The sequence below is a fragment of the Nocardioides epinepheli genome (assembly GCF_037936805.1).
Lineage (GTDB): Bacteria > Actinomycetota > Actinomycetes > Propionibacteriales > Nocardioidaceae > Nocardioides.
Genome location: NZ_JBBMMC010000003.1, coordinates 222,366 through 247,811, shown reverse-complemented (window position 1 = coordinate 247,811; position 25,446 = coordinate 222,366). Strand labels below are relative to the sequence as shown.

The following is a 25,446-nucleotide window of genomic DNA, read 5'->3' as shown; positions in this document are numbered from 1 at the left end:
CTCCGAACCGGCTGTTGGTCATACTGGCCCCTTCCGTGCGATCCGCACCGCCGATCCAAGACGAAGGGGCCCCATTGCTCGACCGATCGCGCTCGACCCAGCTCGGCTGGGCGGTGGGCTGCTTCGCCCTGCTCGCGTTCCTCGGGCTGGCGGTGAACCAGCAGTGGGACTGGCTGGTCGACATCGACCACCGCGGTCGCTCGGCACGGCAGTGGGCCATCGACGACGCCGGACTCAAGTCGGTCCTGTACGTGATCGAGGACGTCTTCGGCACGATCGCACTGACCTGCTACACGGTCCTGCTGGCGGCGTTGCTACTGATCAAGGGGCATCGGCGGGCGGCGATCTATGCCGCCGGCGTCCCGCTGGTCACGGCGCTGGCGACGACCGGCCTCAAGGTCTGGGTGGGTCGCACGCGTCCGGAGTGGCAGAGCCCGGACCACCTGCTCGAGAACGGCTCCTTCCCCTCCGGACACGCCTCCGGGATCGGCGCCTTCGCCGGGGTGGCCATCGTCCTGGCGGTGATGCTGATCCGCCGCGGCACCGTGCGGCGGCTGATCGTCGTGGTGATGCTCGTGCTGGTCGTGGTGGTGTGCGCGGACCGGCTGATGCTGGGCCGGCACTACCCCAGCGACGTCGTCGGCGGCGTGCTGCTCGGTGCCGGGGTGACGATCCTGGGCCTGGTCGTCTTCACCCCGCTCCCCCGCAGCCACGCGCTCAAGGTCGAGCCGCTGCCGGAGGCGGTGCCCTCGACCAAGCGACTCGCCGTCGTGCTGAACCCGGTGAAGGTCGAGGACGTCGAGACCTTCCAGCAGACGGTCACCTCGATGGCCCGCGAGGCCGGCTGGCGCGACCCGCTCTGGTACTTCACGACGGTGGAGGACTCCGGCACCGGCCAGGCCGAGCAGGCCTCGGTCGCCGGGGCGGAGCTGGTGATCGTGTGCGGCGGCGACGGCACGGTGCGCGAGGTGTGCGCGGAGCTGGCCGGCACCGGCATCCCGGTCGGGATCGTGCCGGCCGGCACCGGCAACCTGCTGGCCCGCAACCTCGACATCCCGCTCTACATCCGCGCCGCGGTCGACATCGCCCTCACCGGCCAGGACCGCGCGATCGACATGGTGGCGGTGCGTGGCGACGGCGGCGACCCGCAGGGCGACATCGAGCCCGTCGACGTCGAGGGGCACCGCGGGTTCGAGAGCCACTTCCTGGTGATGGCCGGGATGGGCTTCGACGCCGCGATCATGGAGGGCGTCAACGAGGACATCAAGAAGAAGGTCGGCTGGCTCGCGTACGTGATCTCGGCGTTGAAGTCGCTGATGTATCCGCCGACCCGGATCGAGATCTCCATCGACGGCGGCGAGTACACCCGACACCGCGCCCGCACCGTGGTGGTCGGCAACGTCGGCTACCTCCAGGCCGGCATGCCCCTGCTGCCCGACGCGGCGATCGACGACGGGCAGCTCGACGTCGTGATGCTCTATCCGCGACGGTTCCTGTCCTGGATCCCGCTGGCGGTGCGGGTGCTCGCCAAGCGTTCGCGCACCGACGACACGATCAACCGGATGACCGGCCGCACCGTCACCCTGCGCGCCTCGGCCGACACCCCCCGCCAGCTCGACGGCGACTCCATCGGCGCCGGCCGCGAACTGCACATGGAGTGCATCCCGGGCCGGCTGCTGGTGCGGGTGCCACGCTGACCAGGACGCCGAGTCGGCGTTTGTACTAAGCAGAAATGCCGACTCGGCGTGCTTGAGGGGTCAGCAGGTGGCGGCGGTCTCGGCCTGGAAGTCGAGGCAGACCGTGCCGAGCGGTGTAGGTAGCAGCGTGGTGCCATCCAGCTGCCACTCCCAGGCCTTCCACCTACTGCCCTGGGTGCCGATCTGCTCCACAGTCACCAGGTGCTCGCCGTCGCCGACGGTCCAGGTCTGGTAGCCGCCGAATCCCTCAGCGAAGGCGTACCCGAACGGAGCCCCCTTGTCCGGCTGGACTGCGGCGAGGCCGCCTGGTTCGGGCACGTAGACGGTCTGGGAGTTCGAGTCACCGCCGCCGCTCTGGGCCACGAGGTAGCCGTTGCCGGTGCCGAAGACGACCTGGACCACCGAGAGGTAGGGCTCGGCGCGCAGGCCCTCGATCGTGGTGGCGTACTCGGTGCCGCCATCGGTGACGACGAGGCGGTCGCCGTCGAGGACCGCGCTCGACCCGTCGGCGAAGTCGGCGGTGGCGCCCCCGTCCAGCGCCATCGGCTGGTCCTGCGGGAGGAGGCCTGCCGGATCGACCGGGACCTGCGGGGTCTGCGGGGTCTTGTCGGCGGGTCCGGTCGTGGTGTCGGTCGTCGGGCCGGTGGTCGGGTCGGTGGCGACAGAGGTCGATTCGGTGGCGGGCCCGCCGGGCACCGTGCGCTCGTCGTCGTGGTTGATCACACTCACGGCGATGACCGACGCAGCGGCCACGGCGCCCACCGCGGCCAGGCCAGCGCCGACCCGGACGCGCCGGCGCAGCGGCGACACGGTGGCCGGCGGTCGGGCCGGGCCGAGGTCCTCTGGGGCCACCTGCCCCGCGCGGGCGTTCAACGCCGCGGTGAGACGGGACTCGAGGTCGGTGGGGCTGCTCGGGGCGTTCATCGGGCGTCTCCCTTGAGGATCTTCTCCAGCGCGTCGAGGGCGCGGCTGGCGGTGGACTTGACGGCGCCGCGGGAGATCCCGCACGCCTCGGCGATCTCGGCCTCGGAGAGACCCGACCAGTAGCGCAGGACCAGCACCTCGCGTTGCCGCGGCGCGAGCCGGTCGAGCCCGGCCAGGACCTCGCGGTGCTCCTCGGCGAGGACCACCCGGTCATCGGGGCCGGGTGGCTCGGCCTCGCTGGGCGGCACGTAGCCGCGCGCGGTCCGGCGTCGTCGTAGCGCCGAACGGGAGCCGTTGACGACCGAGGTGCGCAGGTAGCCGACGGCGGCGTTCGGGTCGCGGAGCTTGTGGAGTCGGGTCGCGAGGGAGGCGAACGCGTCCTGGACGACGTCCTCCGCCGAGGCCTGGTCGTCGACGAGCAGGACCGCGAGACGCACCAGCGCGAGGCGGTGGGCGGCGTAGAGCTCGGCGAGGTCGTCGGCGTCCAAGTGCCGTTGCCGCCTGGTCCCGAGCTCGGTCGTGGTGGTCATACTCAAGGGACGTCTCAACGGCACGGAGGTTGCTCCCGCCGTCGGCTCTTCTCGAGGCTGCGCTTGACTGGCCCCATGTCGACTCCCGCTCCTCCGGCTCCGCTGCAGGCCTGGCACGAGATCGCCCGGACCCTCGACCCCTCCGGCCTGGACGCTCTCCTCGCCGACGACTGCGTCTTCCGCTCGCCGGCCGTGCACACACCGCAGGAGGGCAAGCAGATCACGACCGCCTACCTGCGCGCCGCTATCACCGTGCTCGGACCGACGCTGCGCTACCTCGACGAGTGGTCCCACGTCGCGCCGGACGGAGCCGGCTCGGCCGTGCTCGAGTTCGAGTGCGAGGTGGGCGGCAAGACCGTCCACGGCGTCGACATGCTCCGCTGGGGCGCCGATCAGCGGCTGACGTCGTTCACGGTGATGATCCGACCGGTGCAGGGGCTCGAGGCGGTGATCGCCGCGATGGGGGCCGAGCTCACGAAGGGTGGGTAGGTAGGTCTGGCGCGAGCTCAGCCTGGATTCACGCAGGCAGGTGCTTGCCCGGCTCCTCGTCGCGGATGTGGGCACCCCGGCCGGTGACCTCGGGCCCGACGTAGTCGGGGGCGAGGTCGGCGGTGTCCGACGGCGCGCCGCCGGGGTGTTCGCGGACGACGAAGTCGCGCTGCCGGATGAGCAGGAAGGAGAAGACCGCCGAGACGAAGGCGACGATGGCGGCCAGCAGCAGGATGTGGTTGAGGGCGTCGACGAAGGCCGTGGTCGTGGCGCTGAGGATCTCCCCGCGCGCCTCCGGTGGGGCTTGGGCGGCGACGGCCTGCACCTGCCCGCCGGTGACGGCGCCGGCGATCTGGTCGGCACGGTCGGCGACCGGGGTGCCCTTCAGCGAGGAGGTGATCGAGTCGCCGACCTGGTGGGCGAAGATCGAGCCGAGGGCCGCGATGCCGGTGGCGATGCCGACCTGGCGGAAGGTGGAGTTGACCCCCGAGGCCATGCCCGAGCGGGCCACCTCGACCACGCCGACCGCCGTCGAGGCCAGCGGCGGGTTGATCAGCCCGATCCCGATGCCGGAGACCACGAGTCCGGGGATGAGGTGGGTCCACTCCCCCGGGTCGCTGGACTCGGCGATGCCGCGCAGCAGCATGATGCCGGCGCCGACGATGAGGAAGCCGGGCCCGATCAGCCACTTGACGGCGATCCGCTCGGTGAGCCGGCCCGCGAGGGCGGCCGCGACGAACGACATCGCCGAGAGGAACAGGAACCGGAGACCGGTCTGGACCGCGGAGTAGCCGAGCACGTTCTGCACGTAGATGACCAGGTAGGTGAGGACCGAGAAGATCGAGGCGGACACGCCGAAGGCCGCGATCAGGCCTCCGGTGAACGTGGGCTTGAGCAGCAGGCGCAGGTCGAACATCGGGTGCCGGGCGCCGACCTCCACCGCGAGGAAGACCACGAGCAGGAACCCGGAGCCGACCAGGCAGGCCACCACCCAGGCGTCCCCGAAGCCGTCCTCCCCGGCCCGGATGAGCCCGTAGACGAGCAGGCCGAGCGCCCCGCTGAACGACAGGAACCCGGCCCAGTCCGGCGAGCCGGCGCGAGGGTTGTGCGACTCCTGGACCCGGACGATCGTGACGGCCAGTGCGACCACGCAGATCGGGATGTTGACGAAGAAGATCCAGCGCCAGCTCAGGCCGCTGGTGAGCAGACCGCCGAGGACCGGCCCGATCGCGACGGCCACGCCGGTGGTGGCGCCGAAGAGGCCCAGCGCGACGCCGCGGTCCTTGCCGGTGAACGCCGAGGCGAGCAGGGCGAGGGCGGTGGCGAACATGGCGGCGCCGCCGATGCCCTGGAAGGCGCGGGCGGCGGTGAGGAAGCCGACGCTCTGGGCCGCGCCGCAGGCCACCGAGCCGAGCGTGAACAGCACGGTGCCGATCGCGAACATCCGCTTGCGGCCGTACAGGTCGGCGAGCGAGCCGGCAGTGAGCAGCAGCGAGGCGAGGCTCAACGCATAGGCGTCGATCACCCACTGCAGGTCCGACAGCGTGGCCGACAGCTCGATCTGGATGTCGGGCAGGGCGACGTTCACGATCGTGATGTCGAGCAGGAGCATGAATACTCCTGTGCACACCGCGGCGAGGGTCCACCACTTCGGATCACGGGTCGCGGGGGCCGCCTCGGGACTGGTCACCGGCGTCACGCTACGCCCGGGCTCCGACAGTGGTTGCGACCTACCGCCGTTTCGGACGGGCCAGCGAGATGGCCTCGTCCTCCTCGGGCGAGAGCTGCTGCTCGCAGGTCCACTTCGTGACGTTCTTTGCATACGACCGCGCCTCGCTGCGCCCGTGGATCGAGCTCAGCAGGACGCCGTCGCCGTGGTCGTCGAGCAGCGCCAGGCTCCACGAGAGGTGACCACCGACGTCGCCGAACGCGTCGTAGCGCACGACGGCGAGGTGACGCAGCACGTCGGCGCTCTCGGCCCGCAGGGCGGCGACCTCCTGGCGAAGACCCTGCACGTCCTGGGGCAGGTCGGAGCCGTCGGCGCGACGGCTGGTGCGTCGCAACGCGACCACGGCGAGCACCAGGGCGGCCGCCGCCAACACGACTGCCACCACCGCGAGCGCCTCGACCATGCCGCACACGGTAGGTCGGGACGCGGCGCTCGGCGGGCAGGCGCACCGAGCGCCGCGCCCGGCGATGGCTGGCCGGCCGGTCGAGACCATAGGGTGCGGCTATGGCGCTTGGAGCAGACAGTGAGGTCGGCAAGCTGCGAACGGTGATGCTGCATCGCCCCGGTCCCGAGTTGAGCCGCCTCACCCCGCGCAACAACGACCGGCTGCTGTTCGACGGCATTCCGTGGGTGGCGCGGGCCCAGGAGGAGCACGACGCCTTCGCGGCGGCCCTGCGCGAGCGTGACGTCGAGGTGCTCTACCTCACCGACCTGCTCACCGAGACTCTCGCCGACGACGCCGCCCGGGCCGAGGCGATCGACGCCGCGCTGGCCGGCCTCGACCTCGGCGACACGATGCGGCACTACCTCGACGGCTTCCTCGCCGACGCCGACCCGGCCGACCTCACGACGTACCTGACCGCCGGGATCCGCAACGACGAGGTGCGCGGCGGCTTCGGGCTGGTCACCTCGCTGCTCACCCACGACGACTTCCTCATCGACCCGCTGCCCAACCTGCTGTTCACCCGCGACTCCTCAGTGTGGGTGCGCGACCGGGTGGCGATCACCTCGCTGGCGATGCCGGCCCGCAAGCGCGAGACCGAGCTGACCGAGCTGATCTACTCCCGCCACCCCCGCTTTGCCGACACCCCTCGGATCCACGGCTCGCACCGCGAGCACGTCGAGGGTGGCGACGTGCTGCTGCTGGCACCCGGGGTGGTTGCGGTCGGCGTCGGGGAGCGCACCACCCCGGCCGGCGCCGAGCGGCTGGCCCGGCAGGTCTTCGACGACGACCTCGCCCACACGGTGCTGGCCGTGCCGATCGCGCAGGAGCGGGCGACGATGCACCTCGACACCATCTGCACGATGGTCGACGTCGACAAGATGGTCGTCTACGAGAACATGGCCGACTCACTCGTGGCCTACGCCGTGACCCCGGACGGTCATCGCGACGACGGCACCCTGCAGCTCGCGGTGGCGGAGAAGCGACCCTTCCACGAGGCCGCGGCGGAGGCGATGGGCATCGACGTCCTGCACCGCATCGACACCGGCCTCGACCCCGTCACCGCCGAGCGCGAGCAGTGGGACGACGGCAACAACACCCTCGCGCTCGCGCCCCGGCTGGCGGTGGCCTACGAGCGCAACGACGCCACCAACGACCGGCTCGAGGAGTCTGGCATCGAGGTCATCAAGATCGCCGGCTCCGAGCTCGGCTCCGGCCGCGGCGGGCCGCGCTGCATGAGCTGCCCGATCGACCGGGATCCGCTGCCCTAGTCGTCCTGCCACGCCGAGTCGGCACTTCTGCTTAGTACAAACGCCGACTCGGCGAACTCTCGCCTGACCACCTGGTTCACTCGAGCGGCAGCTGGGCGGCCGGCGGCGGGCCGTTCTCCACCGTGGCGCAGGTGGCCTCGACGACGTCGCACGTGCTCACGGTGAGGTCGCGTCGGGCTCCGGTGGCCACGACGACGTGCGTGGCGTCCTCCCAGCCGACGATGCCGAGGAGGGCGTCGTCGAGCGGGATCTCGGCGCGCTCGCGGTCGGGGCCCTCGACCCACAGCCGGTCGGTGTCGGCCTTGACCGCCGCGCCGGTGGCATCGCCGGGCCAGGCGAAGACACCGCCGTCGGTCGACCAGGCCCCGGACTGGTCGACCTCGACCCGACCCTTCTCGGAGAACCGGCCGTCGTCGTCGATGGTGCCGTAGACGCCGGGGACGTCGAACGTGCCCTCCCCCCGGCCCTGGAACATCAGTCCGCCGGGCCAGGCCTGGCGGCCCTGCGCGGGCTGGGTGCGGATCCCGGTGACCTCGACCGGCTCACTGTCCGGCCGCCAGGCGAAGGTCTCCCAGATGCTGTAGACCAAGCGTCCGTCGGCGTCGACCGAGGCGAGCCAGACGTCGCCGCTGCCGTCACCGCCCGCCGCCTGCACCTTCTCGGTCCGGGTGCCGAGCACCTCGCCGCCGTCGACGGCGCGCACGGTGATCCTGCGCGTGGCGTCGTCGACCCGCTCCGACCACGCCACCGTGGAGCCGTCGGCCGACAGCACCGCCTGGAACGGGATGAACTCGTACTCGCGCTCGGCGATCAGCTCTGCCGCGCCGTCGTGGAGGAGCACCAGCTCCCACCTGTTGCCGGGCTGCTCCACCGTGGCGAGGGTGACCCCTCCGGCATAGGTGACGTCGTGGACGCGCCGCACCGGAAGCTCGGCGTCGCCGGCGTGCAGCACGCCGCCGTGCCACCAGGGGAAGGCGCCGGCCGTCGTCGACTCGGCGGTCTGGCTCGGCCCCGGCGGAGCCGGCGCGATCTCGCGGTCGCGGTCTCCCCCACCCACGGCGATCGCGACGCCGCCGGTGGCCGCGACCACGACGGCCACCGCGGCGGCGATCAGTCCCCGGCGACGAGTGCGCTCGCGCCGTCCGAGCCGCTCCAGCGCGGCGACGTCCACGTCGGGGGGCGAGACGTCCAGGCCGCCGAGCTCGTCGGAGAGTCGCTGTTCGAGGTCGGTCATGACGGTTCTCCCATCCGGGAACGCAGGGTGGCCAGGGCCGCGGACGCCGTCGACTTCACGGTGCCGGGCGCGCAGCCGAGGGCGTCGGCGATCTCGGCCTCCGACAGGTCGTTGACGTAGCGAAGGACGATGACCGCGCGCTGGCGCGGCGGAAGGGCGCGCACCAGCGGCCAGAGGGTGAGCGCCTCGCTCGGGTCGGCCTCGGGAGGCGCTCCCCTGGGTTCCGGTGGCGCCGCCACCAGGTGCTCGCGAGTGAACCGCCCCGGACGCCGTCCGGACAGGAACGCGTTGACCAGCACCCGCCGCGAATAGGCCTCCGGCGACCGAGCCCGCCGCACCTTGCCCCAGGAGAGGTAGACCTTCACCAAGGTGACCTGGAGCAGATCCTCGGCATCGGCGCGGGTGCCCGTCAGGCCGTACGCCGTCCGGTACAGCGCCCCGGAGCGCGCCCGGACGAACTCCTCGTACGAGGCGGCGTCACCGACCACCCGCTGCACCTCCAGGGTTCTATCCCCGCTGCTTCCCCTCATGCCCTGGAGACGCCGGCCGTGCTCGTTCCGGTTCAGTCCGGTGGCTCGGGATTTCCCCGGTCGACCGGGGAAATCCCGGGCGGTCGACCACCCCACCCTCAGCGGATGGTGACCTGCCGGTTCATCAGACCGGAGCGGGCGGCGCGCTCCTCGGAGGTGAGCTCGGCGCCGTCCTGGGCGAGCTCGGCCAGGGCCTTGTCGAGGGCCTTCTTGAACGCCGCGGCCGGCTCCTCCAGCACCTCGGCGCCGGTGCCGACGGGAAGGTCCCAGACCGGGCAGAGCAGGCCGTGGGCGCGGAACATGCCGACCAGACGGGCCTCGGGCACGATGACGTCGTCGCCGCGCACGTGCAGCCGGGCGAGGGCGTCGAGGAGGGCGTCCTCGGGCTCGGGCATCACCCAGCGCAGGTGCTCCTTGGTGCCGACGTTGGTCCAGTAGGCCGCCTCGACCGAGGCGAGCCGGGAGGTGGGGGTGGCGGCGCCGTTGGCCTGCTCGAGGGCCTCGGCGAGGTCGGCGCTCTCCTCGAGGTCGGAGACCCAGAAGTCGAAGCCGTCGTGCACGGTGACGTCGAGGGTCTCGTCGGTCACCAGGTCCTGCATCCGGGTGCCGGGTCCGGGCGGCGTGGTGAGTCCGACGACGCCCGGCTCGGCGGCCAGCGCGGCCTCGAGGACGGCGGCGAGGTCGCGTGAGGGGTCGCCGAACTGGTGCTGCACCTGAAGGCCCAGCCACACCTCGCCGCTGTCGCGCGACATCGCGGGCACCGCACCGGGCAGCAGGGTGCAGAGCCGGACCGTGCGGTCCTCGTGGCCCTTGATGGTGAGCGGGGCGGTGGCGGCAGGCACGAGCTCGCGCAGCGCGATCAGGTCGCACTCGCCGGGCAGCCCCTCGAACGGGCGGGCGACGTACACCTCGCCGCCGGCGGCGCCGTGGCAGGCCTTGTAGCGCTTGCCCGAGCCGCAGGGGCAGGGCTGCCGGGGCCCGACGGCGCCGTCGGCCTGCTCGGCGCTCGCTGCGGACGTCGACTCACGGGCCTTGGTGCGGGACTTCTTCGCCATGGCGCAGAACCTACCGACCCCGCCCTCCGCCGGGCGTCAGCGGCCCAGCCGCTCCAGCATGTAGCCCGGACGGTCGGTGATCACGGCCTTCACCCCGAGCTCGAGGCAGCACTGGAGGTCGCGGTCGGTGTTCACCGTCCACACGTGCATGTCGTGTCCGGCCGCGGTGATCTTGCGCCCCAGCTTGCGATGCTCGTGCAGCAGCTCGATCCCCGGCCCCATGATCCAGTCGGCGCCGATCACGCGCTTGAGCATCGACCACTGCTGCGCCTTGTCGATCAGCTGCACCAGCCGGACGTCGGGCGCGGCCCGCTCCACCCGCTGCAGGGCCGTGTAGGAGAAGCTCATCACCCGCACCGGTGAGCCCGGCTTCTCCCAGCCGAAGTCACGCAGCATCTCGACCAGGCGGCGCTCGACCAGTCCGCCGTAGCGCGTGGGGTGCTTGGTCTCGATCGCCACCTCGACACGGCGGTCGAGGTCGGCGACGGTCTCCAGCAGCTTGCGCAGGGTGAGGACCCGGTCCAGCTCCTCGTCGCGTTCGGGCGCCTCGTCGTCGAGGTCGGCCCACGGGTTCTTCCAGGAGGCGAAGTCGAGCTCGTTGAGATCGGCCAGGTTCATCGTCGAGACGACGCCGCGGGTCTGCGCGGTGCGGCGCAGGTCGCGGTCGTGGACGCACACGAGGTGGCCGTCGGCGGTGAGCCGGACGTCGCACTCGAGCCCGTCGGCGCCGTCGTCGAGGGCGGCGAGGTAGGCGCCCAGGGTGTGCTCGGCGTTGTCGTGGCTCGCCCCCCGATGGGCGACCACCTGCATCGTCATGACTCCATGCTGCCCGAGTCGCGGCGAGTACCGTGAACGCATCCGCTGAACGGGAGACGAAATACTTTCCGGGGCGATGTCGAGAACCCGCTGCGGGCTCCGTCCCAGGTGTGAACGCGACCACCGGGTCGCCTCAACCCAAGGAGACCGACATGACCAAGTACCTGCTGCTCAAGCACTACCGCGGCGCCCCTGCCGGCGTGAACGACGCCCCGATGGAGGAGTGGACGCCGGAGGAGATCACCGCCCACGTCGCCTACATGCGGGACTTCGCCGCCCGGCTGGAGGGGACCGGCGAGTTCGTCGACGGGCAGGCGCTGGCGCCGGAGGGCACGTTCGTGCGCTACGACGGCCCCGGCCGGCCGCCGGTCACCGACGGCCCGTTCGCCGAGACCAAGGACCTCATCGCCGGCTGGATGGTGATCGACGTCGACACCTACGACCGGGCCCTGGAGCTCGCCGGGGAGCTGTCGGCCGCGCCGGGCAAGGACGGCCTGCCGATCCACGAGTGGCTCGAGCTGCGGCCCTTCCTCACCGAGCCGCCCACGGTCACCGAGTGAGCGTGCTCGACGAGGCAGAGCTGCGCGGCCTCGTACCCGGGGTGCTCGGGGTCCTCGTCCGCCGCGGAGCCGACTTCGCGGCGGCCGAGGACGCCGTCCAGGACGCCCTGGTCGAGGCGCTGCGGGTGTGGCCGGAGGACGCGCCGCGCGACCCGAAGGCCTGGCTCGTCACCGTGGCGTGGCGGCGCTTCCTCGATGCCGCCCGATCGGAGTCCGCACGCCGGCGCCGGGAGGAGAGGTCGGAGGTGGTGCCCGAGCCGGGCCCGACGCCCGGCGCCGACGACAGCCTGCAGCTCTACTTCCTGTGCGCCCACCCGTCCTTGACGGCGTCCTCGGCGGTCGCGCTCACCCTGCGGGCGGTCGGCGGCCTCACCACCCGGCAGATCGCCGAAGCCTACCTGGTGCCCGAGGCGACGATGGCGCAGCGGATCAGCCGGGCCAAGCGGACCGTCGCCGACGTCCGGCTCGACCGGGCCGGCGACCTCGCCACGGTGCTCCGCGTGCTCTACCTGGTGTTCAACGAGGGCTACTCCGGCGACGTCGACCTGGTGGCCGAGGCGATCCGGCTCACCCGCCAGCTCGCCGCGGTCACCGACGAGCCGGAGGTCTCCGGCCTGCTGGCCCTGATGCTGCTCCACCACGCCCGCCGCGCCGCCCGCACCACCGACGACGGCGCGCTCGTGCCGCTGGCCGAGCAGGACCGCTCGCGGTGGGAGCGCGCGGCGATCGCCGAGGGGATCGGCATCCTCCAGGGCGCGCTGGCCAGAGACCGGCTCGGCGAGTTCCAGGCGCAGGCGGCGATCGCCGCCCTGCACGCCGACGCACCGAGCACCGCGGAGACCGACTGGGTGCAGATCGTGGAGTGGTACGACGAGCTCGTCGCGCTCACCGACAACCCCGTCGTCCGGCTCAACCGTGCGGTGGCCGTCGGAGAGGCCGACGGTCCGCGCGCCGGACTGGCGGCGCTGGCGCAGCTCGACGAGAGCCTGCCGCGCTACACCGCGGTCGCGGCCTACCTCCACGAGCGGGACGGCGACGCCTCCGGCGCGGCCCGGCTCTACACCGAGGCTGCGGCCCGCGCCACGAACGCCGCCGAGCGCGACCACCTGACCCGCCAGGCCGCGCGACTTCGCCGCGACCTCGATCTCGATCGCTGAAGGCCGGTCACACTCTCCTCGAGCGGCTCGTCAGGTAGCTGTGAGCAACGATGGAGGCGTGGACGCCGTGAGCCGCACCGACCGTTTCGAGGCCGAGCGGCCGCGGCTGGTGAGCATCGCCGCCCGGGTGCTGGGCGACCGCACCGAGGCCGAGGACGTCGTGCAGGAGGCGTGGCTGCGACTACGACGCACCGACACCGCCGACCAGATCCGCGACCTGCCCGCCTGGCTCACCACCGTGACCACGCGACTGTGCCTGGACCGGCTGAAGGCTCGGGTGCCGGAGCCGGTCGAGGAGGTGTCCGACGACGTCGACCTCGGTCCCGACCCGGATCCGGCCGAGCTGGTCGCTCTCGCCGACACCGTCGGCGTGGCCCTCCACGTCGTGCTCGACCGGCTCACGCCGCGCGAGCGGATCGCCTTCGTGCTGCACGACAGCTTCGGATTCGAGTTCCCCACCATCGCCGACGTCCTTGACACCACGCCGGCCGCCGCCCGCAAGCTGGCCTCCAGGGCCCGGGCGAAGGTGGCCGCGCCGGCCCCCGAGGACGCCCTGGCCGACTGGGAGGTCGTCGACGCATTCCTCGAGGCCGCCCGCGGCGGCGATCTGGAGCGTCTCCTCCGGCTCCTGGCTCCCGAGGTGACCGTAGGCGCCGACCAGACGGCCGTCGGCCTGGGTACCCCGTCCCGGATCGAGGGACGCGACGAGGTGGCCGCGTTCTTCAACGGCGCCGCGGCCACCGCCTTCCCGACCCTGCTCGGCGATCGCCCCGGGGCCGCGTGGTACCACCGCGGACAGGCCCGCGTCGTCTTCGACTTCGCCGTCGCCGACGGCCGGGTCACCGCGATCACCTTCCGCGCCGAGCCCGACGTGCTCGCGCGCGTCGTGCGCCGCAGCGGCGCCGGCCCCCGCCCGTGAACCCCGGCTCGATCGATATGTCGACAATTCACCATCCACGAAAGGGACACTCCCCATGAAGACCATGACCTGCCGCGACCTCGGCGGCCCGTGCGACCTCGCGCACCGCGGCGAGAGCGCCGACGATGTCATCAACGCCCAGGACCAGCACCTCAAGGACGCCGAGAAGGCCGGCGACGCCACCCACCAGGAGGCGCGCGATGCGATGAAGGGCCGTTGGCGGCACCCGAAGAAGTCCATGGGCTGGTACCGCGACACCAAGGCCGCCTTCGCCGCACTGCCGGAGGACTGACGGCAGGCACAGAGGCCGCCGAGGCGAAACCCCGGGCTCGGCGCCCACATGGTCCCGCGGCAGTAGTGTCTCGCCATGACTCGGGCCGGACGGATCATCGCAACGGTGGTGCTGGCGCTCGTCGTCGTGCTCGTGGTCGTGATCGCGACCTCGACAACTCGCGATGCGCCCGTGACCGACTCCCTCGAGTGGCTTCTCGGCCACAACCCGGCCGGAGTCGGGTCTTTCTTCATCGCCTTGGGCGCGACGGTCCAGACGATCCTGTACCTCGTCGCCGGAAAGCACCCCGAGCCGGGCCAACCCGGCAGAGCCGCCGCCCTCATGACCACCGCTTCGTGGGCGCTGATCGCCCTCGGGTCCTGGTACGTGTTCATCGGGACCTACTGGCCGCCACCCTGGTAGTGGCCACCGTCAGCCCGAGGCGATCGCGACTCGCCGCACGGCCGGAAGGGTTGGGGCTCGGCCTGGAGCCAGGCTCTCAACCTCGGTTCGCGGCCACGTCGTCGAGCACCTGCTCGACGACGTCGGCCATCGCGGTCAGCTCCTCGGCGCGCGACCGCTGCCCGGCTGCCGCCATCGAGGCCGCAGAGTCCCGCAGGTCGGTCACCTCGCCGGCCACGATCGCGCGCTCGTCTTCCTGACTGAGGGTGCGGCGCTCGGCTTCGGCGGCCCCGACCCCGACCGAAGCGCCGGCGACATGCTCCGAGGTCGCCACCGCGCTCCCGCCGGGATCGGTGGGCACCGCCTCGGCGTTCTCCAACGCCGCGAGCACGGTCCGCATCGCCGCCGCTTCCTGCTTGTCGCGGGCCTTCAGCGCGCCGGTGAGTCGCGTTCGGAGCGCGAGGCGGAGTGCAGACGTCATCGGGGCACCGTATGCGGGAGTCGCGGTCCGTGACTTCTGGTTTTCGCGCGCAAGGCGGTCGACGTCCTTTACCGTTCGGGAGTCGGCGATCGTGTCGACTCGTCCGGGGGAGACACACATGCATGCAGCCGGTTCATCCCAGCGCGCCCTCGGCGCGATCCTCGCCGTCGTCGTGGCGGTGACGGCGTGGACGACGCTCACACCGGCGTCCGCGCGCGCCGAGACCCAGCGCCCTCCCACGCACCGGAACGCCGCGGCTCCTGCGGCGACCGCACCGACCCCTCCCCTCAACGTGACCGCGGTCCCTGGTGACCAGTCGGCCATCGTGAGCTGGGACCCGCCAGAATCGGACGGCGGCGCTCCGATCACCGGCTACACGGTCACGTTGCTGCCGTTTCGCTTTCCGACGTACGACGTTGCCGGCGATGTCACCAGCCTCCGGGTCACCGGTCTCGACAACGGGCAGCGCTACACGTTCACCGTGACCGCCACGAACTCGGCCGGGACCTCTCAGCCCTCCGCGGAGTCGGCACCGGTCGTCCCGGCAGCGCCACCGGCACCGGTCGCGGGAGTGACCGCGGTCGCCGGCGACCGGTCCGCGACTGTCTCGTGGGGCAACGTGTCCACCGACAACGGCGCCCAGGTCACCTCGTTCAGGATCGCCTCCTCACCCAGCGGCGTGGACATCACCGTGCCGCGAGCCGACGGCTTCAGCGCCGTGGTCTCCGGGCTGACGAACGGGACGACCTACACCTTCAGGGTGTGGGCGTCGAACGTGGCTGGCGAGTCCACCGACTCGGCGCCCTCGAACCCCGTCACGCCCGCCGGGCTCCCCACGACCGTGAGCGGAGTCAAGGTGGTTCGGGGCGACCAGTCCGCGACGGTGACCTGGTCGCCGGCAGCCGGCAACGGCGCGCCGGTGACCGGCTACGTCGTCGCCGCCGGGAGCAAGTCGCGCACCGTTCCCGCCTACGCGACGTCGGCCAGGCTGACCGGACTGACCAACGGCCGCAGCTACCGGGTCACGGTGGCCGCGCTGAACGCGGTGGGCGTCGGGGCCCCCTCCCCTGTCTCCTCGGTGGTCCCGGCCGCCAAGCCCGGGACCCCGGCGAAGCCGACGGTGAAGGTGAAGGGCCGCACGCTGACGGTCACGTGGCGGCCGGCCGCCGACAACGGGGCGCCGATCACGAGCTACGTGGTCATCGGCGGCAAGCCCGCCTCGAAGACGGTCGCCGGCGGCGTCCGCAAGGTCGTCTACAAGAACCTGCGCCCGGGCACCTACAAGATCCGCCTCATCGCACGTAACGCCGTCGGGGCCTCGAAGGCGAGCCCGTCGGCGACCGCGAGGGTGGCACGCTGAGCCTGGAGCCAGGCTGGGCCCGCCCTGCCACGGCACTCGCCACCCCGCGCGACGACGCCTGGGGTCAGTGCACCTTGCGCTTGGCGAGGACGGCGTCGGCGATGATCACCAGCACGACCGCGGTCGCGATCTGCCAGATGTGCCGCCACCAGTCGACGCCCTTGGTCTCGGGGTCGAAGAACAGCGAGTACAGCAGGGTTCCGATGACGCAGCCCAGGATGCCGCAGACGATGGTCGCCCACAGGGGGATGTTGTCCTTGTCGCCCGGGGCAAGCAGCTTGCCGAGGAGTCCGACGATGACTCCGCCGATGATCGTGACCAGGATGGTTGCCATGAGTCCTCTCCCTCTCGACCGGTGAACCGGGGCTCCGGAGCAGCCGCCACGAACGGCGACGAGGCCCCGCTCGAGGCTAGCGAGGAGACGACGCCCGCTGCCAGGCCGACCCGCCGTCGGGATCGGAGCGGACCGGTCGCTGCGGCACTATGGACCGAAGAGCCGGAGCCGGTCGAGGGAAGGATGGTCACCCTGTCCACAGCCGAGGGTCCGGAGCGGACGCCGGATGGCCGCTACGTCGTCGTCGGCGGCCGTCGGTGGCGCGCCAGCGACCCGCACATCCCCGGCCCGTTGCGCCAAGAGCTGGTCGAGGAGCTGATGGCGGCCCGCCGCGCCGTCCGCGCCAAGGAGTCCGGCGCGCGACGCCGGGTGCAGGACGCCAAGGTGGCCCTGGGTGAACGCGGGCCGCGGTGGTGGGAGCCGCTGACTCCGGGCGACGCCGCGACGCGCATCGAGTCGGCGACCCGCGCCCTGCTCCGCAAGCGCGACGGCGCCAGCATCTGCCCCAGCGAGGTGGCCCGCATCGTCGACGGCGCCGACTGGCGAGCGCTCATGGACGCGGTCCGCGACGCGGCCATCAAGCTGAGCGGGTCCGGCGAGCTGGAGTTCACCCAACGCGGCCGCCGGGTGAGCCCGCCGTTCACCGGGCCGATCCGGATCGTTCGCGGCCCCGGGTTCGACGGCGTCCCCGCCGCCGAGGACTGACCTGAATCTGCGCCGTCCTGCGTCAACGCTCGTGGCCGGCCGCTACGCCGTGCCAGTAGGCGGCGATCTCGCTCGCGCCGACCACGACGGCATCGGGCGCCTCGGGCGCCGGCCAGAGTTGGAGCACATATCGGTCGGGCGCCGACTCCCCCTCGTCCGTAGCGTCGAGGTCGGAGCCCGCTTGCATGTCGTGAGCGCTGTACCGGGCACGATGCCAACCGGCCTGGGGGAGTTCGAGCTCGATGACCTCATCGAAGCTCGAGAGCACCGCAGCCGTTGCGGCGAACTCAACGGACGCCTCGACGACGTCCGCGCACGACGGATCCATCTCAGGCTCGGCCTGGTGCCACTCGATCCGCAGCGGCACCTCGCCGGTGTGCAATCCCGTGATCATGGAGAGGCGTCCGGGGAAGCGCGCTCCCAAGAGCCCGTTGGACTGACCGCGGCGCGCATCGATCAGGTCGCGATCGTCGCCGTTGAGGTCGATGAAGCCGTAGTGCACCGGAATCTCGTCGTCGTAGAGAACCTTCACGGTGGGGAGTATCGCCGACCCGACTAGGGCGACGACCAGTGACAGACGCCCTCTCCTCCTCTTGTCCGCGGTGGCCGAATCTGAGACACGGCCACGTCGCGCGGCGAGGAATCCGAGACGGCCCCCGTCGAAGAACTTGAGACACCGGCCTGCCGATCGTGTCGAACACCGACTATGCGTGCTGTCTGGCGATCGATCGGATCCGCATGGTCCCTCGCGTCCATGCCCGCGCGAGTCGACGCGCCCATATCAATGCCGCTGGTGCGGCGAACCGCCCAGAATGATGTACCTGCGCGCGAACCACGGCGGTCATAGCAGGACGCAGGTGGCCCATGACGTGATACGTCTCCCAGGGTCTGCCTTGCCAACTGATCTTCGGCCGTGCCGCGCGCCGACGTTCCCGGGCGTTTGGCCTTTGAGGTTTCAGTCGCCCGTGGGCCGACGTTTCCGATGCTCCCCAGCGGGCCCGTCTCGAGGCTGTCTAATTCAGAGTTCAGAGGGGCAGAGTGCGCGGACCGCGCTCGTACATGGTTTCCCGCGTGTCGAGCCACATCGTGGTGGGCATTCCAGCTCCGCCGGGAGGAAGTTGGCCATAGGCGAGCTCTCGTCCGAGCATCCCGAGACCGGCCGACACAGCATCGAGGGCGACCACGAACGGTGCCGACTCGTCCCATAGGCCACGGGTGATGAAGTCATGATTGTCACCGAGAGAGCGAAGATCGTCGCCGAGCTTGGTTGCCAACGGGACCACCCACCCACGGTCTTGGCTGTGCGCGGCGGCGGTGAGCACGTGGACGTGCTCGTAGTACGTCTGGCGCACGATCTGGCCCGTGAACCGACTGACCTTTTGCCATGCATCGTGCCGCGCCGCTTGGAGCTGCGTCAGCTCTTTGCCGCTATTGTCGGCGCGGGCGACGTCGTCCGCTTTCTGCGCCTGTTCGAGGGCGTGGGAAGCGTTCCAGTAGTCGGTGCACAGGTCAGCGAACTTCTCGCCCTCCATCACCTGCATCCTGTACCTCAGGAGCTCGAAGGTCTGCCATGCCTCGTCGAGCGCCTCGGCGCCTACCGAGGTCGCCTCTATCAGGACCGGGTGGAGCGTCTCGAAGAACGCTGACGCATGCTGCGGCGCCTTATAGGTAGGACCCGGTTCGTAGAACTTGGCGAGAGACTGGCGCGTGCCGTCGTAGCTTGAACGTGACGGGACCCAGATGCCGAAGATGTCGGCGAGCAGTTGCCAGCGCCCGGCGGGCGAGCCCGTGTGCGCTGCGGTCGGCTGTTTGATGCCGGCCTCGCGGTCGGCGTCACTGACCTCGAAGTAGCTCTCGAGGAGCGCCTACCGCAGGGTCGCAGTCTTGGCGAGACGTTCGAGCACCCGGCTGTAGGTGGGTTCTTGGTTGCGAGTTCGTTCCCACCACTTGTCAGGTGCTTCCTCGCCGAGGTCTTCACCGTCAGCGGCAGCCGCCTTCCGGCAGAGGTCGAGCAGAACGTCCCACGCGACGGGGATGCCCGAAGAGAACGAGGCGCCTGCGCCGATCAGGAGCGCATAGGCACCTGGGTTGGGCGTGCAAGGAGAATGCAAGCGAAAGCAGCTCGTCGTCCATGCGGGAGTTCTGGTCTGCTATGACCAGAAACATACCTACAGAAACCGACAGTCTCGGTGCACCTCGGGACCTCTAGGCGAAGTCACTGCCTGACGAGCCGGACCTCCTCGACGTCTCGGGTTTAGGCGTGGCCCACTGTTTCCACGAGTTGGGGCAGGGAGACGAACGGGAACGGTCCGCTGACGAAAGCAGCAGGGACGGCTCTTCGGGTGACGAACATCGGCTTGATCACATACGGGGCCTCTGGCGGCGCTGATGGAAGGCCAAGCGCTTCGGCGACGGCCGCGGCATGCGGCTTCAGGTCCTCGCACTTCCGTTGAAGTTGAGTGGCGTACGCCGGCTTCTTCCCATCAACAAAGAAGCTGTCCAAAGCTCGCCGAATCTCCGGGATTACAAACACATCGACGGGGTCCTTGACTTCGAGCAGCCAGATGTTCGGGTCACCTGCTCGACCGGCTACCGCGTCAATCTCCGTCTGGAGTTTGGGGACGCTGAGCCGGTCAGCCTTGTTCTCCTTCACGTTGTCAATGACTGACCACCCATGCTGGCGTAACAGAGTTCCGACCTGACGTTCGAGCGCCTTGTTCCTACGATCGCGGAACCTCTCTAGCGCTTGGTCCACCTGTACGGGAGGCTGCGGCTGACTCCAAGGCAGTTGGCCTTGGTCAAGATAACGCTGATAAACAGCAAGTGCGCCAAGGCAAAGGTGCGGGCCTACCACGAGTCGCCCATCTGACATTGTGGGCAGTGGCTGGATGAGAATGCGGCGCTTGCGGCTCCGCGCGTGCCACGGCTTCCAGTCTTCCGCAGACAGGTCGGCACTGCTGCTGGTCAGCAGCCTCACCGCCGCCTCAACCTTGGCCCTCCCCTCGGGTTCCTCTCCCAGAGCCGTGTACTCGAGAACGTGGTCAATGACCGCCTCGCGATCGACGGCGACTGCGTCGCGGTCGTCCTCACTGAGGGGCCACTGGGCCAGCGCAAACAGGACCGACAACACATTCGTGCCGCTGGCCCCATAGGCGTCGAGCATGGCGGCATCAACGTCTGCGTCTACTGGGCCTTCGCGGCCGCCGCCGTCTGGAGTTGAGGAGGCATTCGCCGCATCCGCACCGCCCGCGACAGCCACGGTCTCAGCGGCCCCGTCCGTCGGGACAACATCGACCGCACTCACGTCTTCCACTGGGTTCTCAAGTTCCAGTAGGTCTTCTTCGTCGACCTCCTGGTCCGCGGACAGCAGTTCCGTCGCTCTCAGTTTTCCCATCGCTTGTGCGTCGAAGTCGTAGACGCGGCCTCCGCCAGCGGCCGCCGGCGCGGCTTCCCCGGAGTCATCCCTCTTGATAGAAAGTTCCCACGACTCGCTTACGCGCAGCAGGGTCGGGCTAACCTGGTGATGGATGCCTTCACTGCGCATGGTGGCGGCTAGGTATGCGTGAGCAGCGGCCAGAACCTCGCCCCAGGCGATGGAGTCAACGGGCTTCGCACCATGAGCCGCAGACCGTAGCGAGGCCTCAACGGCTGTTTCGCAGCACCTTCGAAGCAACAGGTACTTGGCTTCGAGTTCCTGGTATTTCTCGGCAGGGTCCCATTCGATTTGGAGCTTCGCCGCTGACTGTCGAACATCCCGAAGTGCCCGGTCCTTCCTGTTCAGGCAACGTTCGAGCTGCTCCATGCCGTAGCGGACCAGGTCATCCATGCTGTGCGCTGCCAGGGTGTCGTTCAGCTGGGCTAACGCGGCCGGCGCTAGCACATCGCGATCAAGCTCCTTGGCGCGTCGCCCGGTGTAGTCACCGGGCTCGACCCCGGCAGCGCGAACCGCTTCGGCCACCCGGCGGTCCACTTGTGAGATGAGTGCCTCGTCCAGCTTCACTGGGCTCACGAGGTCATTCCGCACCGTGGGCGGACGCAGCACCTGTACGGCCAACATTGGGGGCGCCGCCCGCCAGGCGTCGCCGACCAAACGAGCCGCATCGCCCCCCACTCCGGCGGCACGCAAGATCTCCATGGCCGCCTCGGCCATTTCGTCACGCAGAACACTGGTGATGTCGGTGTGTTCGGCGTCAAACGCGTCTTGGTTGACCTCCAGCGTGGAGTGAACCAGCGCACCGTCAGGGTGATCTACGGACGTTGTCAGTGCCCACCGCAGGAAGCCCACCTCACTTCCGAGGCGCTGGGGAGACAAGTCGATGAGATGGCCAACGATGCCCGTTCCGATGTGTGCTGATTCCCAGGTATCGGCTACGGCTCGTAGTGCGAAGCCGAAGGCGCCAGACATGTCGTGAAGGACCTCGACAAAGTCGTCCTCCCAGTCAGGCCGGAGAGCCGACACTGCGACCGGTACGCGGGCAACGTACACCGTCCAGGCCTCGAGGTCCGGCCGCTCGTGCCAAGCCTCCCGCTCTTCGCTTGTTGAGCTCACCTCACCAGGGCCAACCGCCGTCGCGAAGCGATAGATGACTGGGGGGCTCTTGTCCCCCTGGTCGATACCGACAACGTCACGCAGGCTTGGTAAGTCCAGTCGGGCCAACGCGACCTCGAGTGACGTCAGTTCAGCAGCACGGCGCCACTCTGCCTCACCTGCATGCGGTGTGAACGAAATGAATGTAGGTGCCCGACCCCCGCTGAACACGCTCTTTCGGTTGGCGCGCCACCACTCCCAGATGTTGATGGCCTCCCAACCAAAGAATGGAGGGAGATCGGGTCGTGACATGTCCCGGCAGTAGGTGAAGAGGTCTGAAGTCGATTCAGCAGTCCGAGCAGCCCACCGCAAGTCGTCAAGCGACATTCCAGGCAGTCTCGGCGCTTGGGGCGCCGCAACATGTCCTGGCGACCCGACTACGAGGAACGGGACCGCCACGGTATCTGGGTCCACTCGTAACTGACCGTTGGGCATCATTACAGCCACTGGAGACGACTCGCCTGCGGATAGCTTTCTCGCGACCCTGAGGGCCTCGGGTTCGTCTTTGAACGGAAGTTCGTTCAACCGAAGCCCGGAGACAACGTGCACTAGGACCACGTGCCGCGGGGTAGGGGCTGAGACCCACTGAACAACATTACTGGCGGACACCACGGGCGCACCAGCTTCGTCATTAGGTCCGTAAAGTGGGCCGAAGCGCCACAGCATCCGGCGCGTCTCGGCAGCGACTTCCTGGGCGAACCGGCCATTTGCGCCGGGCATGTCCGCCGCCTCTGACGCAAGTTCGCTCACAGCGAAGCCGAGAATCTCCGGCAAGAACGCGGGGGGTAACCACCGGGACCGACCGTCTGCTGACCGCACCCGCGCAAAACGCTCGAAGGGACTCTGCGGGTGCGAGGGCTCGTACGGCAAGTCCCCCGCATCGCAAGTCAGCCATTCGAGGGCCAGCCGGTGCTCCGTTGTGGACGCCAGTTGCGACGGCGTACCCATCTCGATGAGCCGCCGAGCGGCATCGACTTCGCCAGCGGCAACGACGACCGGCCCTTCACGCCCGATGTCACCGTTCTGCCAAGCGGACTCAAGTAGCCCGATCGCGATGTCTGTGTACCTCAGAACTACTTCGAGTACGTGTCGGACCCCGAAGCTCCTGTGCGGAATCAGGAACTGGTCAACAGCTCGTGCCACCATCAAGGAACGGTCCACATCGGCAACAGGCCGCTCGATGGACCCAGGAAATAGTCGCAATGTTCCCTGGCCGAGCCGTATCCGCACGACGTCTCGCGGGTCCGCTGGCACGAAGTCCTCAAGCCAACCCAAGCTGGGTTCATCCTCAACGCAATCGGCCAGTATCTGGTCGAGCTGGGCTGCACCGACACGCCTCCCACCAGGACGGTCGACTCGCGCCACTTGCGAAACCAGGTGTCCGACAGTCGGCCACCTATGGCGGGCGCCTGGGGAAGCGCCCGCGGCGGTAACGAGCGCCCACAGGTCATCGCCGCGGTACCTTGCGAGTCGGCGGCGTAGAGCCGCTCTTTGCTGGCGTCGCTTCTTGCCCACGCTCGCTCCGTCCCGCGCTCGTTGGATCAGAATGGTCGTCGGGGGTCGATCAGCGGTGCGTCCGAGACGCCACCAGAAGGGACCGCCAGTCGGAGGCGGACCGGATCGCGGTCTCCGAGCAGAGTGCGTACCCTCATCGCGGCTGGATGACTGGGTCTGCGTTCACGGCTCGGACCCAGTCGCCCGGCGGCGTCCGCCTTCGCGACCACGATGTTGTTGGTCATTTCGCTGTCGGCCTTTCCCTCGACGATCCAGTGGGCGCCGCCAGTGCGAGCTTCACGTCGGTCAGCACAGTTCAACTCTACGATCCGTGGCGCGCTTGTCTGCCGCGATCAGGCCGATTAGAGCTGCGGCTCGCCACCGCCTCCGGGTCAGGTTGATCCGCCCGACCCTGCCTATGGTCGGGCAGGCCCGACATGCCCAAATCCGGGCGCTCGAAGTGCGTTGACCTGCCTACCCTGCGTTTGTGGACACCACCGGATGGGAGCCGTGGTCGATTGAGCATCACGCTGGGTGGGAGAAGGCCTCAGCCGCACTCGTCGAGCGCGGCTGGACCGTGAAGGTCACTTGCCGCGCTGCACCGGTTCAAGTTGAGGGTCGTCTGCCGTGTGGCGAGGCCTACTACTTCCGTTCACGTTGGAACGAGGCAGAGTTGAGCGTTGGGGGGAGGACCCAATCGACACCTACCACTGGCTGGGGTCAGCGGTTGTTCCTGGCACAAACTTCGAGGCGAACTCGATCTCGGGCGATTACGGAAGGGCAGTGTTAGTGCGGCCCGAGTGCCGCTAGTCGACGGGTGCCTCAGTCGCCCGCCCTACACCCGGTCTCCTGGCCGTGAGACGGAGTCGCACACCGGAACCGTTCGTGGTCGGCGGCTGCGGCATGCTGTGGCGTGGATTCAAAGCCACTAACCCACGACGCCGCCGACGGCCCGAGGGCAACAGGACCATACGACGCGACCTGACTCGATGCGGAACCACAGTAAGGAGAAACGATGGCCGGACCCCTCAAGGTGTTTGTCAGCAGCACGATGAAGGACCTTGCCAACGAGCGTGCCGCTGTCGTGCAGGAACTGCTCCGCCTCAATTACGAGCCCGTCAACGCCGAGGGGATCCTGCCCACTGGTGGCGGATCATGGGCCGTCATCGCAGATGAGCTGAAAGACTGCGACATCGTCGTCCTGGTGCTCGGCGAGTCGTACGGCTGGGTTCCGACCTCGGGTCCGTACGCCGACTCCGACCAGTCAGTCACCGAGATCGAGTACCGCGAAGCCATCCGGCTGGAACTACCGGTCCTCCCGTTCTTCAAGCGTCTCGGATACGATGCACCACGCGACACCGACCAGGCGAAGAGGCGCGACGCCTTCCGCCGCCAAGTCGCAGCGTGGGACACCGGCCACTTCAGGGCCGAATTCGAGCTCGCGCTCGACCTCGCGCCGCTCGTCGGCCAGTCGATCGGGCGTCTTCTCGCGGCCACGTGGCGCGAGATGGTCGAACTGCGTCCCGCCGCAGCACCTGCCTCCTCGTCTGACCCCGCGGTGGCTGACACCGGCCACCACGTCCCTGTCCCAAAGCCAGCCACGATCTCAGGCGCCCCCCTTCCTGACGACCTCGTCCAAGCCGTCGCCGACCGGTCTGCCGTGCTCTTCGCGGGCGCCGGCATGTCGTTGCAGGCAGGCTTGCCGTCCGCATACGCGTTAACCCAGTACCTCCTCGGCAAGATCAACGAGGTCGACCCGCTGTACCAACGCGGCGCGCATGGCGGCGACTTCAACGATGTCGCGAGCGACCTCGCGCGACTGATCGGATCCATCGGCCTGAGCCAGGCGGTAGCCGACATGATGGGATCAGAAGCCCTTATCGAGCCATCCATCGCTCAACAGCTCGCTGTAGAGGCCTTCGACCTCGTCGTCACTACCAACTGGGACACCCTGCTGGAGCGCGCCGACAGGTTGAACCGCCTGATCGTCGTCGCCGACGAGACCGCGGCGGTGCCCGGATCTGCTCTCGTCAAGCTCCACGGCACCATCGACCAACCCACCGGGCTCGTCGTAACCGCCGAGGACCTCGACGCCCACGACAGGCGCCGCCGCCACGTCATAGAGGCTGTACGCCAGCAGATGTCGACCCGCCCCGTCATCGTCGTCGGCTCGTCTCTGCGCGACCCCACGACCATCCGACTGTTCACTGACCGGGCACAGGCGCCGACCGGCTGGTTCGTCGCCCCCCTGATCAGCGAGGTCGACAGCATCCGTGTCCGCGCGTTGAACCTCGAGCCACTGGTCGGCACCGCCGAGTCGTTCTTCGCAGCCCTTGCCCTCGCGCTCGGCAGCGGTCCCATGCCGGGCGACCCGAACGCTCCCTAACTCCTCAGACAAGACCGCCGCCCATACCGCAAGCTCACACCGCAGCCGAGAGTCCGATGGCCAAGTCACAAG

The 25,446-nt window shown here is 69.7% G+C and carries 24 protein-coding genes; 11 read left to right on the top strand and 13 right to left on the bottom strand.

The window, feature by feature from the left end; all coding sequences use genetic code 11:
• The first annotated feature begins 74 nt into the window (after positions 1 to 74).
• On the top strand, positions 75 to 1,697 hold the full coding sequence (locus tag WMR31_RS06150; protein WP_340537901.1) for a bifunctional phosphatase PAP2/diacylglycerol kinase family protein: 1,623 nt from the start codon (positions 75 to 77) through the stop codon (positions 1,695 to 1,697).
• A 60-nt stretch (positions 1,698 to 1,757) separates the two neighbouring features.
• On the opposite strand, the gene WMR31_RS06145 is transcribed toward WMR31_RS06150, so the two are convergent.
• Together WMR31_RS06145 and WMR31_RS06140 are read right to left on the bottom strand one after the other, a co-directional pair.
• Positions 1,758 to 2,621 carry a hypothetical protein gene (locus WMR31_RS06145; protein ID WP_340537900.1) on the bottom strand — a complete coding sequence of 288 codons (864 nt, stop codon included), beginning with the start codon at positions 2,619 to 2,621 and terminating at the stop codon, positions 1,758 to 1,760.
• Positions 2,618 to 3,151: an RNA polymerase sigma factor gene (locus tag WMR31_RS06140; protein ID WP_340537899.1), complete on the bottom strand. Its 534-nt coding sequence runs from the start codon at positions 3,149 to 3,151 to the stop codon at positions 2,618 to 2,620. The genes WMR31_RS06145 and WMR31_RS06140 overlap by 4 nt, the downstream gene beginning before the upstream one ends.
• 75 nt (positions 3,152 to 3,226) lie before the next feature.
• Here WMR31_RS06140 and WMR31_RS06135 point away from each other — a divergent pair, with 75 nt between their 5' ends.
• On the top strand, positions 3,227 to 3,640 hold the full coding sequence (locus tag WMR31_RS06135) for a nuclear transport factor 2 family protein (protein ID WP_340537898.1): 414 nt from the start codon (positions 3,227 to 3,229) through the stop codon (positions 3,638 to 3,640).
• A 28-nt stretch (positions 3,641 to 3,668) separates the two neighbouring features.
• On the opposite strand, the gene WMR31_RS06130 is transcribed toward WMR31_RS06135, so the two are convergent.
• Entirely contained in the window at positions 3,669 to 5,330 is a 1,662-nt protein-coding gene (locus WMR31_RS06130; protein WP_340537897.1) for an MFS transporter, read from the bottom strand.
• A gap of 40 nt (positions 5,331 to 5,370) precedes the next feature.
• Positions 5,371 to 5,772, bottom strand: a complete 402-nt coding sequence (locus WMR31_RS06125; protein ID WP_340537896.1) for a DUF4446 family protein — start codon at positions 5,770 to 5,772, stop codon at positions 5,371 to 5,373.
• Positions 5,773 to 5,873: 101 nt separating this feature from the next.
• On the opposite strand from WMR31_RS06125, the gene WMR31_RS06120 reads away from it, so the two are divergent.
• Positions 5,874 to 7,082 (top strand): arginine deiminase, encoded by a 1,209-nt coding sequence (locus tag WMR31_RS06120; protein ID WP_340537895.1) that lies wholly within the window; start codon positions 5,874 to 5,876, stop codon positions 7,080 to 7,082.
• A gap of 76 nt (positions 7,083 to 7,158) precedes the next feature.
• On the opposite strand, the gene WMR31_RS06115 is transcribed toward WMR31_RS06120, so the two are convergent.
• The 4 genes from WMR31_RS06115 to WMR31_RS06100 all read right to left on the bottom strand — a co-directional run bounded on the left by WMR31_RS06115 (position 7,159) and on the right by WMR31_RS06100 (position 10,717).
• A complete protein-coding gene (locus WMR31_RS06115; protein ID WP_340537894.1) occupies positions 7,159 to 8,316 on the bottom strand; it encodes a hypothetical protein in 1,158 nt (385 codons plus the stop codon).
• Positions 8,313 to 8,846, bottom strand: coding sequence for a SigE family RNA polymerase sigma factor (locus tag WMR31_RS06110; RefSeq protein ID WP_340537893.1), 534 nt, complete (start codon positions 8,844 to 8,846; stop codon positions 8,313 to 8,315). Before WMR31_RS06110 ends, WMR31_RS06115 begins: the two co-directional genes overlap by 4 nt.
• A 98-nt stretch (positions 8,847 to 8,944) precedes the next feature.
• Positions 8,945 to 9,901, bottom strand: coding sequence for a DUF5926 family protein (locus WMR31_RS06105; RefSeq protein WP_340537892.1), 957 nt, complete (start codon positions 9,899 to 9,901; stop codon positions 8,945 to 8,947).
• 36 nt (positions 9,902 to 9,937) lie between these two features.
• On the bottom strand, positions 9,938 to 10,717 hold the full coding sequence (locus WMR31_RS06100; protein ID WP_340537891.1) for a glycerophosphodiester phosphodiesterase: 780 nt from the start codon (positions 10,715 to 10,717) through the stop codon (positions 9,938 to 9,940).
• A 152-nt stretch (positions 10,718 to 10,869) separates the two neighbouring features.
• On the opposite strand from WMR31_RS06100, the gene WMR31_RS06095 reads away from it, so the two are divergent.
• From WMR31_RS06095 to WMR31_RS06075, 5 genes are all read left to right on the top strand, one after another.
• Entirely contained in the window at positions 10,870 to 11,277 is a 408-nt protein-coding gene (locus WMR31_RS06095) for a YciI family protein (RefSeq protein ID WP_340537890.1), read from the top strand.
• On the top strand, positions 11,274 to 12,434 hold the full coding sequence (locus WMR31_RS06090) for an RNA polymerase sigma factor (RefSeq protein ID WP_340537889.1): 1,161 nt from the start codon (positions 11,274 to 11,276) through the stop codon (positions 12,432 to 12,434). Before WMR31_RS06095 ends, WMR31_RS06090 begins: the two co-directional genes overlap by 4 nt.
• Before the next feature lie 58 nt (positions 12,435 to 12,492).
• Entirely contained in the window at positions 12,493 to 13,353 is an 861-nt protein-coding gene (locus WMR31_RS06085) for a sigma-70 family RNA polymerase sigma factor (protein ID WP_340537888.1), read from the top strand.
• Between the two features lie 55 nt (positions 13,354 to 13,408).
• Positions 13,409 to 13,645, top strand: a complete 237-nt coding sequence (locus tag WMR31_RS06080; RefSeq protein ID WP_340537887.1) for a DUF1059 domain-containing protein — start codon at positions 13,409 to 13,411, stop codon at positions 13,643 to 13,645.
• A gap of 75 nt (positions 13,646 to 13,720) precedes the next feature.
• Complete coding sequence (locus WMR31_RS06075) at positions 13,721 to 14,047, top strand: hypothetical protein (RefSeq protein WP_340537886.1); 327 nt, start codon at positions 13,721 to 13,723, stop codon at positions 14,045 to 14,047.
• Between the two features lie 76 nt (positions 14,048 to 14,123).
• Here the strand turns inward: WMR31_RS06075 and WMR31_RS06070 are convergent, their stop codons facing one another.
• Positions 14,124 to 14,507, bottom strand: coding sequence for a hypothetical protein (locus WMR31_RS06070; RefSeq protein ID WP_340537885.1), 384 nt, complete (start codon positions 14,505 to 14,507; stop codon positions 14,124 to 14,126).
• A gap of 118 nt (positions 14,508 to 14,625) precedes the next feature.
• On the opposite strand from WMR31_RS06070, the gene WMR31_RS06065 reads away from it, so the two are divergent.
• Complete coding sequence (locus WMR31_RS06065) at positions 14,626 to 15,867, top strand: fibronectin type III domain-containing protein (RefSeq protein WP_340537884.1); 1,242 nt, start codon at positions 14,626 to 14,628, stop codon at positions 15,865 to 15,867.
• A gap of 64 nt (positions 15,868 to 15,931) precedes the next feature.
• On the opposite strand, the gene WMR31_RS06060 is transcribed toward WMR31_RS06065, so the two are convergent.
• Positions 15,932 to 16,201, bottom strand: coding sequence for a GlsB/YeaQ/YmgE family stress response membrane protein (locus tag WMR31_RS06060; RefSeq protein ID WP_340537883.1), 270 nt, complete (start codon positions 16,199 to 16,201; stop codon positions 15,932 to 15,934).
• A gap of 183 nt (positions 16,202 to 16,384) precedes the next feature.
• On the opposite strand from WMR31_RS06060, the gene WMR31_RS06055 reads away from it, so the two are divergent.
• The gene (locus WMR31_RS06055; protein WP_340537882.1) at positions 16,385 to 16,906 is read left to right on the top strand and encodes a DUF3253 domain-containing protein; all 522 of its coding nucleotides are present in this window, start codon (positions 16,385 to 16,387) and stop codon (positions 16,904 to 16,906) included.
• A gap of 22 nt (positions 16,907 to 16,928) precedes the next feature.
• Here the strand turns inward: WMR31_RS06055 and WMR31_RS06050 are convergent, their stop codons facing one another.
• The 3 genes from WMR31_RS06050 to WMR31_RS06040 all read right to left on the bottom strand — a co-directional run bounded on the left by WMR31_RS06050 (position 16,929) and on the right by WMR31_RS06040 (position 22,640).
• Positions 16,929 to 17,438, bottom strand: coding sequence for a hypothetical protein (locus WMR31_RS06050; RefSeq protein ID WP_340537881.1), 510 nt, complete (start codon positions 17,436 to 17,438; stop codon positions 16,929 to 16,931).
• A gap of 493 nt (positions 17,439 to 17,931) precedes the next feature.
• Positions 17,932 to 18,438: a hypothetical protein gene (locus tag WMR31_RS06045; protein WP_340537880.1), complete on the bottom strand. Its 507-nt coding sequence runs from the start codon at positions 18,436 to 18,438 to the stop codon at positions 17,932 to 17,934.
• Positions 18,439 to 19,160: 722 nt separating this feature from the next.
• Entirely contained in the window at positions 19,161 to 22,640 is a 3,480-nt protein-coding gene (locus WMR31_RS06040) for a hypothetical protein (RefSeq protein ID WP_340537879.1), read from the bottom strand.
• A gap of 1,363 nt (positions 22,641 to 24,003) precedes the next feature.
• Between WMR31_RS06040 and WMR31_RS06035 the strand changes: the two genes are divergently transcribed.
• Positions 24,004 to 25,374, top strand: coding sequence for a DUF4062 domain-containing protein (locus WMR31_RS06035; RefSeq protein ID WP_340537878.1), 1,371 nt, complete (start codon positions 24,004 to 24,006; stop codon positions 25,372 to 25,374).
• The last annotated feature ends 72 nt before the right edge of the window (positions 25,375 to 25,446 follow it).

What these genes read in the sequence shown, in the direction of transcription:
- WMR31_RS06045 (WP_340537880.1), bottom strand. Translation starts at nt 18,438, where the DNA reads ATGGAGGGCGAGAAGTTCGCTGACCTGTGCACCGACTACTGGAACGCT.
- WMR31_RS06040 (WP_340537879.1), bottom strand. Translation starts at nt 22,640, where the DNA reads ATGGTGGCACGAGCTGTTGACCAGTTCCTGATTCCGCACAGGAGCTTC.
- WMR31_RS06145 (WP_340537900.1), bottom strand. Translation starts at nt 2,621, where the DNA reads ATGAACGCCCCGAGCAGCCCCACCGACCTCGAGTCCCGTCTCACCGCG.
- WMR31_RS06105 (WP_340537892.1), bottom strand. Translation starts at nt 9,901, where the DNA reads ATGGCGAAGAAGTCCCGCACCAAGGCCCGTGAGTCGACGTCCGCAGCG.
- WMR31_RS06115 (WP_340537894.1), bottom strand. Translation starts at nt 8,316, where the DNA reads ATGACCGACCTCGAACAGCGACTCTCCGACGAGCTCGGCGGCCTGGAC.
- WMR31_RS06095 (WP_340537890.1), top strand. Translation starts at nt 10,870, where the DNA reads ATGACCAAGTACCTGCTGCTCAAGCACTACCGCGGCGCCCCTGCCGGC.
- WMR31_RS06055 (WP_340537882.1), top strand. Translation starts at nt 16,385, where the DNA reads ATGGTCACCCTGTCCACAGCCGAGGGTCCGGAGCGGACGCCGGATGGC.
- WMR31_RS06080 (WP_340537887.1), top strand. Translation starts at nt 13,409, where the DNA reads ATGAAGACCATGACCTGCCGCGACCTCGGCGGCCCGTGCGACCTCGCG.
- WMR31_RS06035 (WP_340537878.1), top strand. Translation starts at nt 24,004, where the DNA reads ATGGCCGGACCCCTCAAGGTGTTTGTCAGCAGCACGATGAAGGACCTT.
- WMR31_RS06135 (WP_340537898.1), top strand. Translation starts at nt 3,227, where the DNA reads ATGTCGACTCCCGCTCCTCCGGCTCCGCTGCAGGCCTGGCACGAGATC.
- WMR31_RS06120 (WP_340537895.1), top strand. Translation starts at nt 5,874, where the DNA reads ATGGCGCTTGGAGCAGACAGTGAGGTCGGCAAGCTGCGAACGGTGATG.
- WMR31_RS06110 (WP_340537893.1), bottom strand. Translation starts at nt 8,846, where the DNA reads ATGAGGGGAAGCAGCGGGGATAGAACCCTGGAGGTGCAGCGGGTGGTC.
- WMR31_RS06060 (WP_340537883.1), bottom strand. Translation starts at nt 16,201, where the DNA reads ATGGCAACCATCCTGGTCACGATCATCGGCGGAGTCATCGTCGGACTC.
- WMR31_RS06100 (WP_340537891.1), bottom strand. Translation starts at nt 10,717, where the DNA reads ATGACGATGCAGGTGGTCGCCCATCGGGGGGCGAGCCACGACAACGCC.
- WMR31_RS06065 (WP_340537884.1), top strand. Translation starts at nt 14,626, where the DNA reads ATGCATGCAGCCGGTTCATCCCAGCGCGCCCTCGGCGCGATCCTCGCC.
- WMR31_RS06070 (WP_340537885.1), bottom strand. Translation starts at nt 14,507, where the DNA reads ATGACGTCTGCACTCCGCCTCGCGCTCCGAACGCGACTCACCGGCGCG.
- WMR31_RS06125 (WP_340537896.1), bottom strand. Translation starts at nt 5,772, where the DNA reads ATGGTCGAGGCGCTCGCGGTGGTGGCAGTCGTGTTGGCGGCGGCCGCC.
- WMR31_RS06075 (WP_340537886.1), top strand. Translation starts at nt 13,721, where the DNA reads ATGACTCGGGCCGGACGGATCATCGCAACGGTGGTGCTGGCGCTCGTC.
- WMR31_RS06140 (WP_340537899.1), bottom strand. Translation starts at nt 3,151, where the DNA reads ATGACCACCACGACCGAGCTCGGGACCAGGCGGCAACGGCACTTGGAC.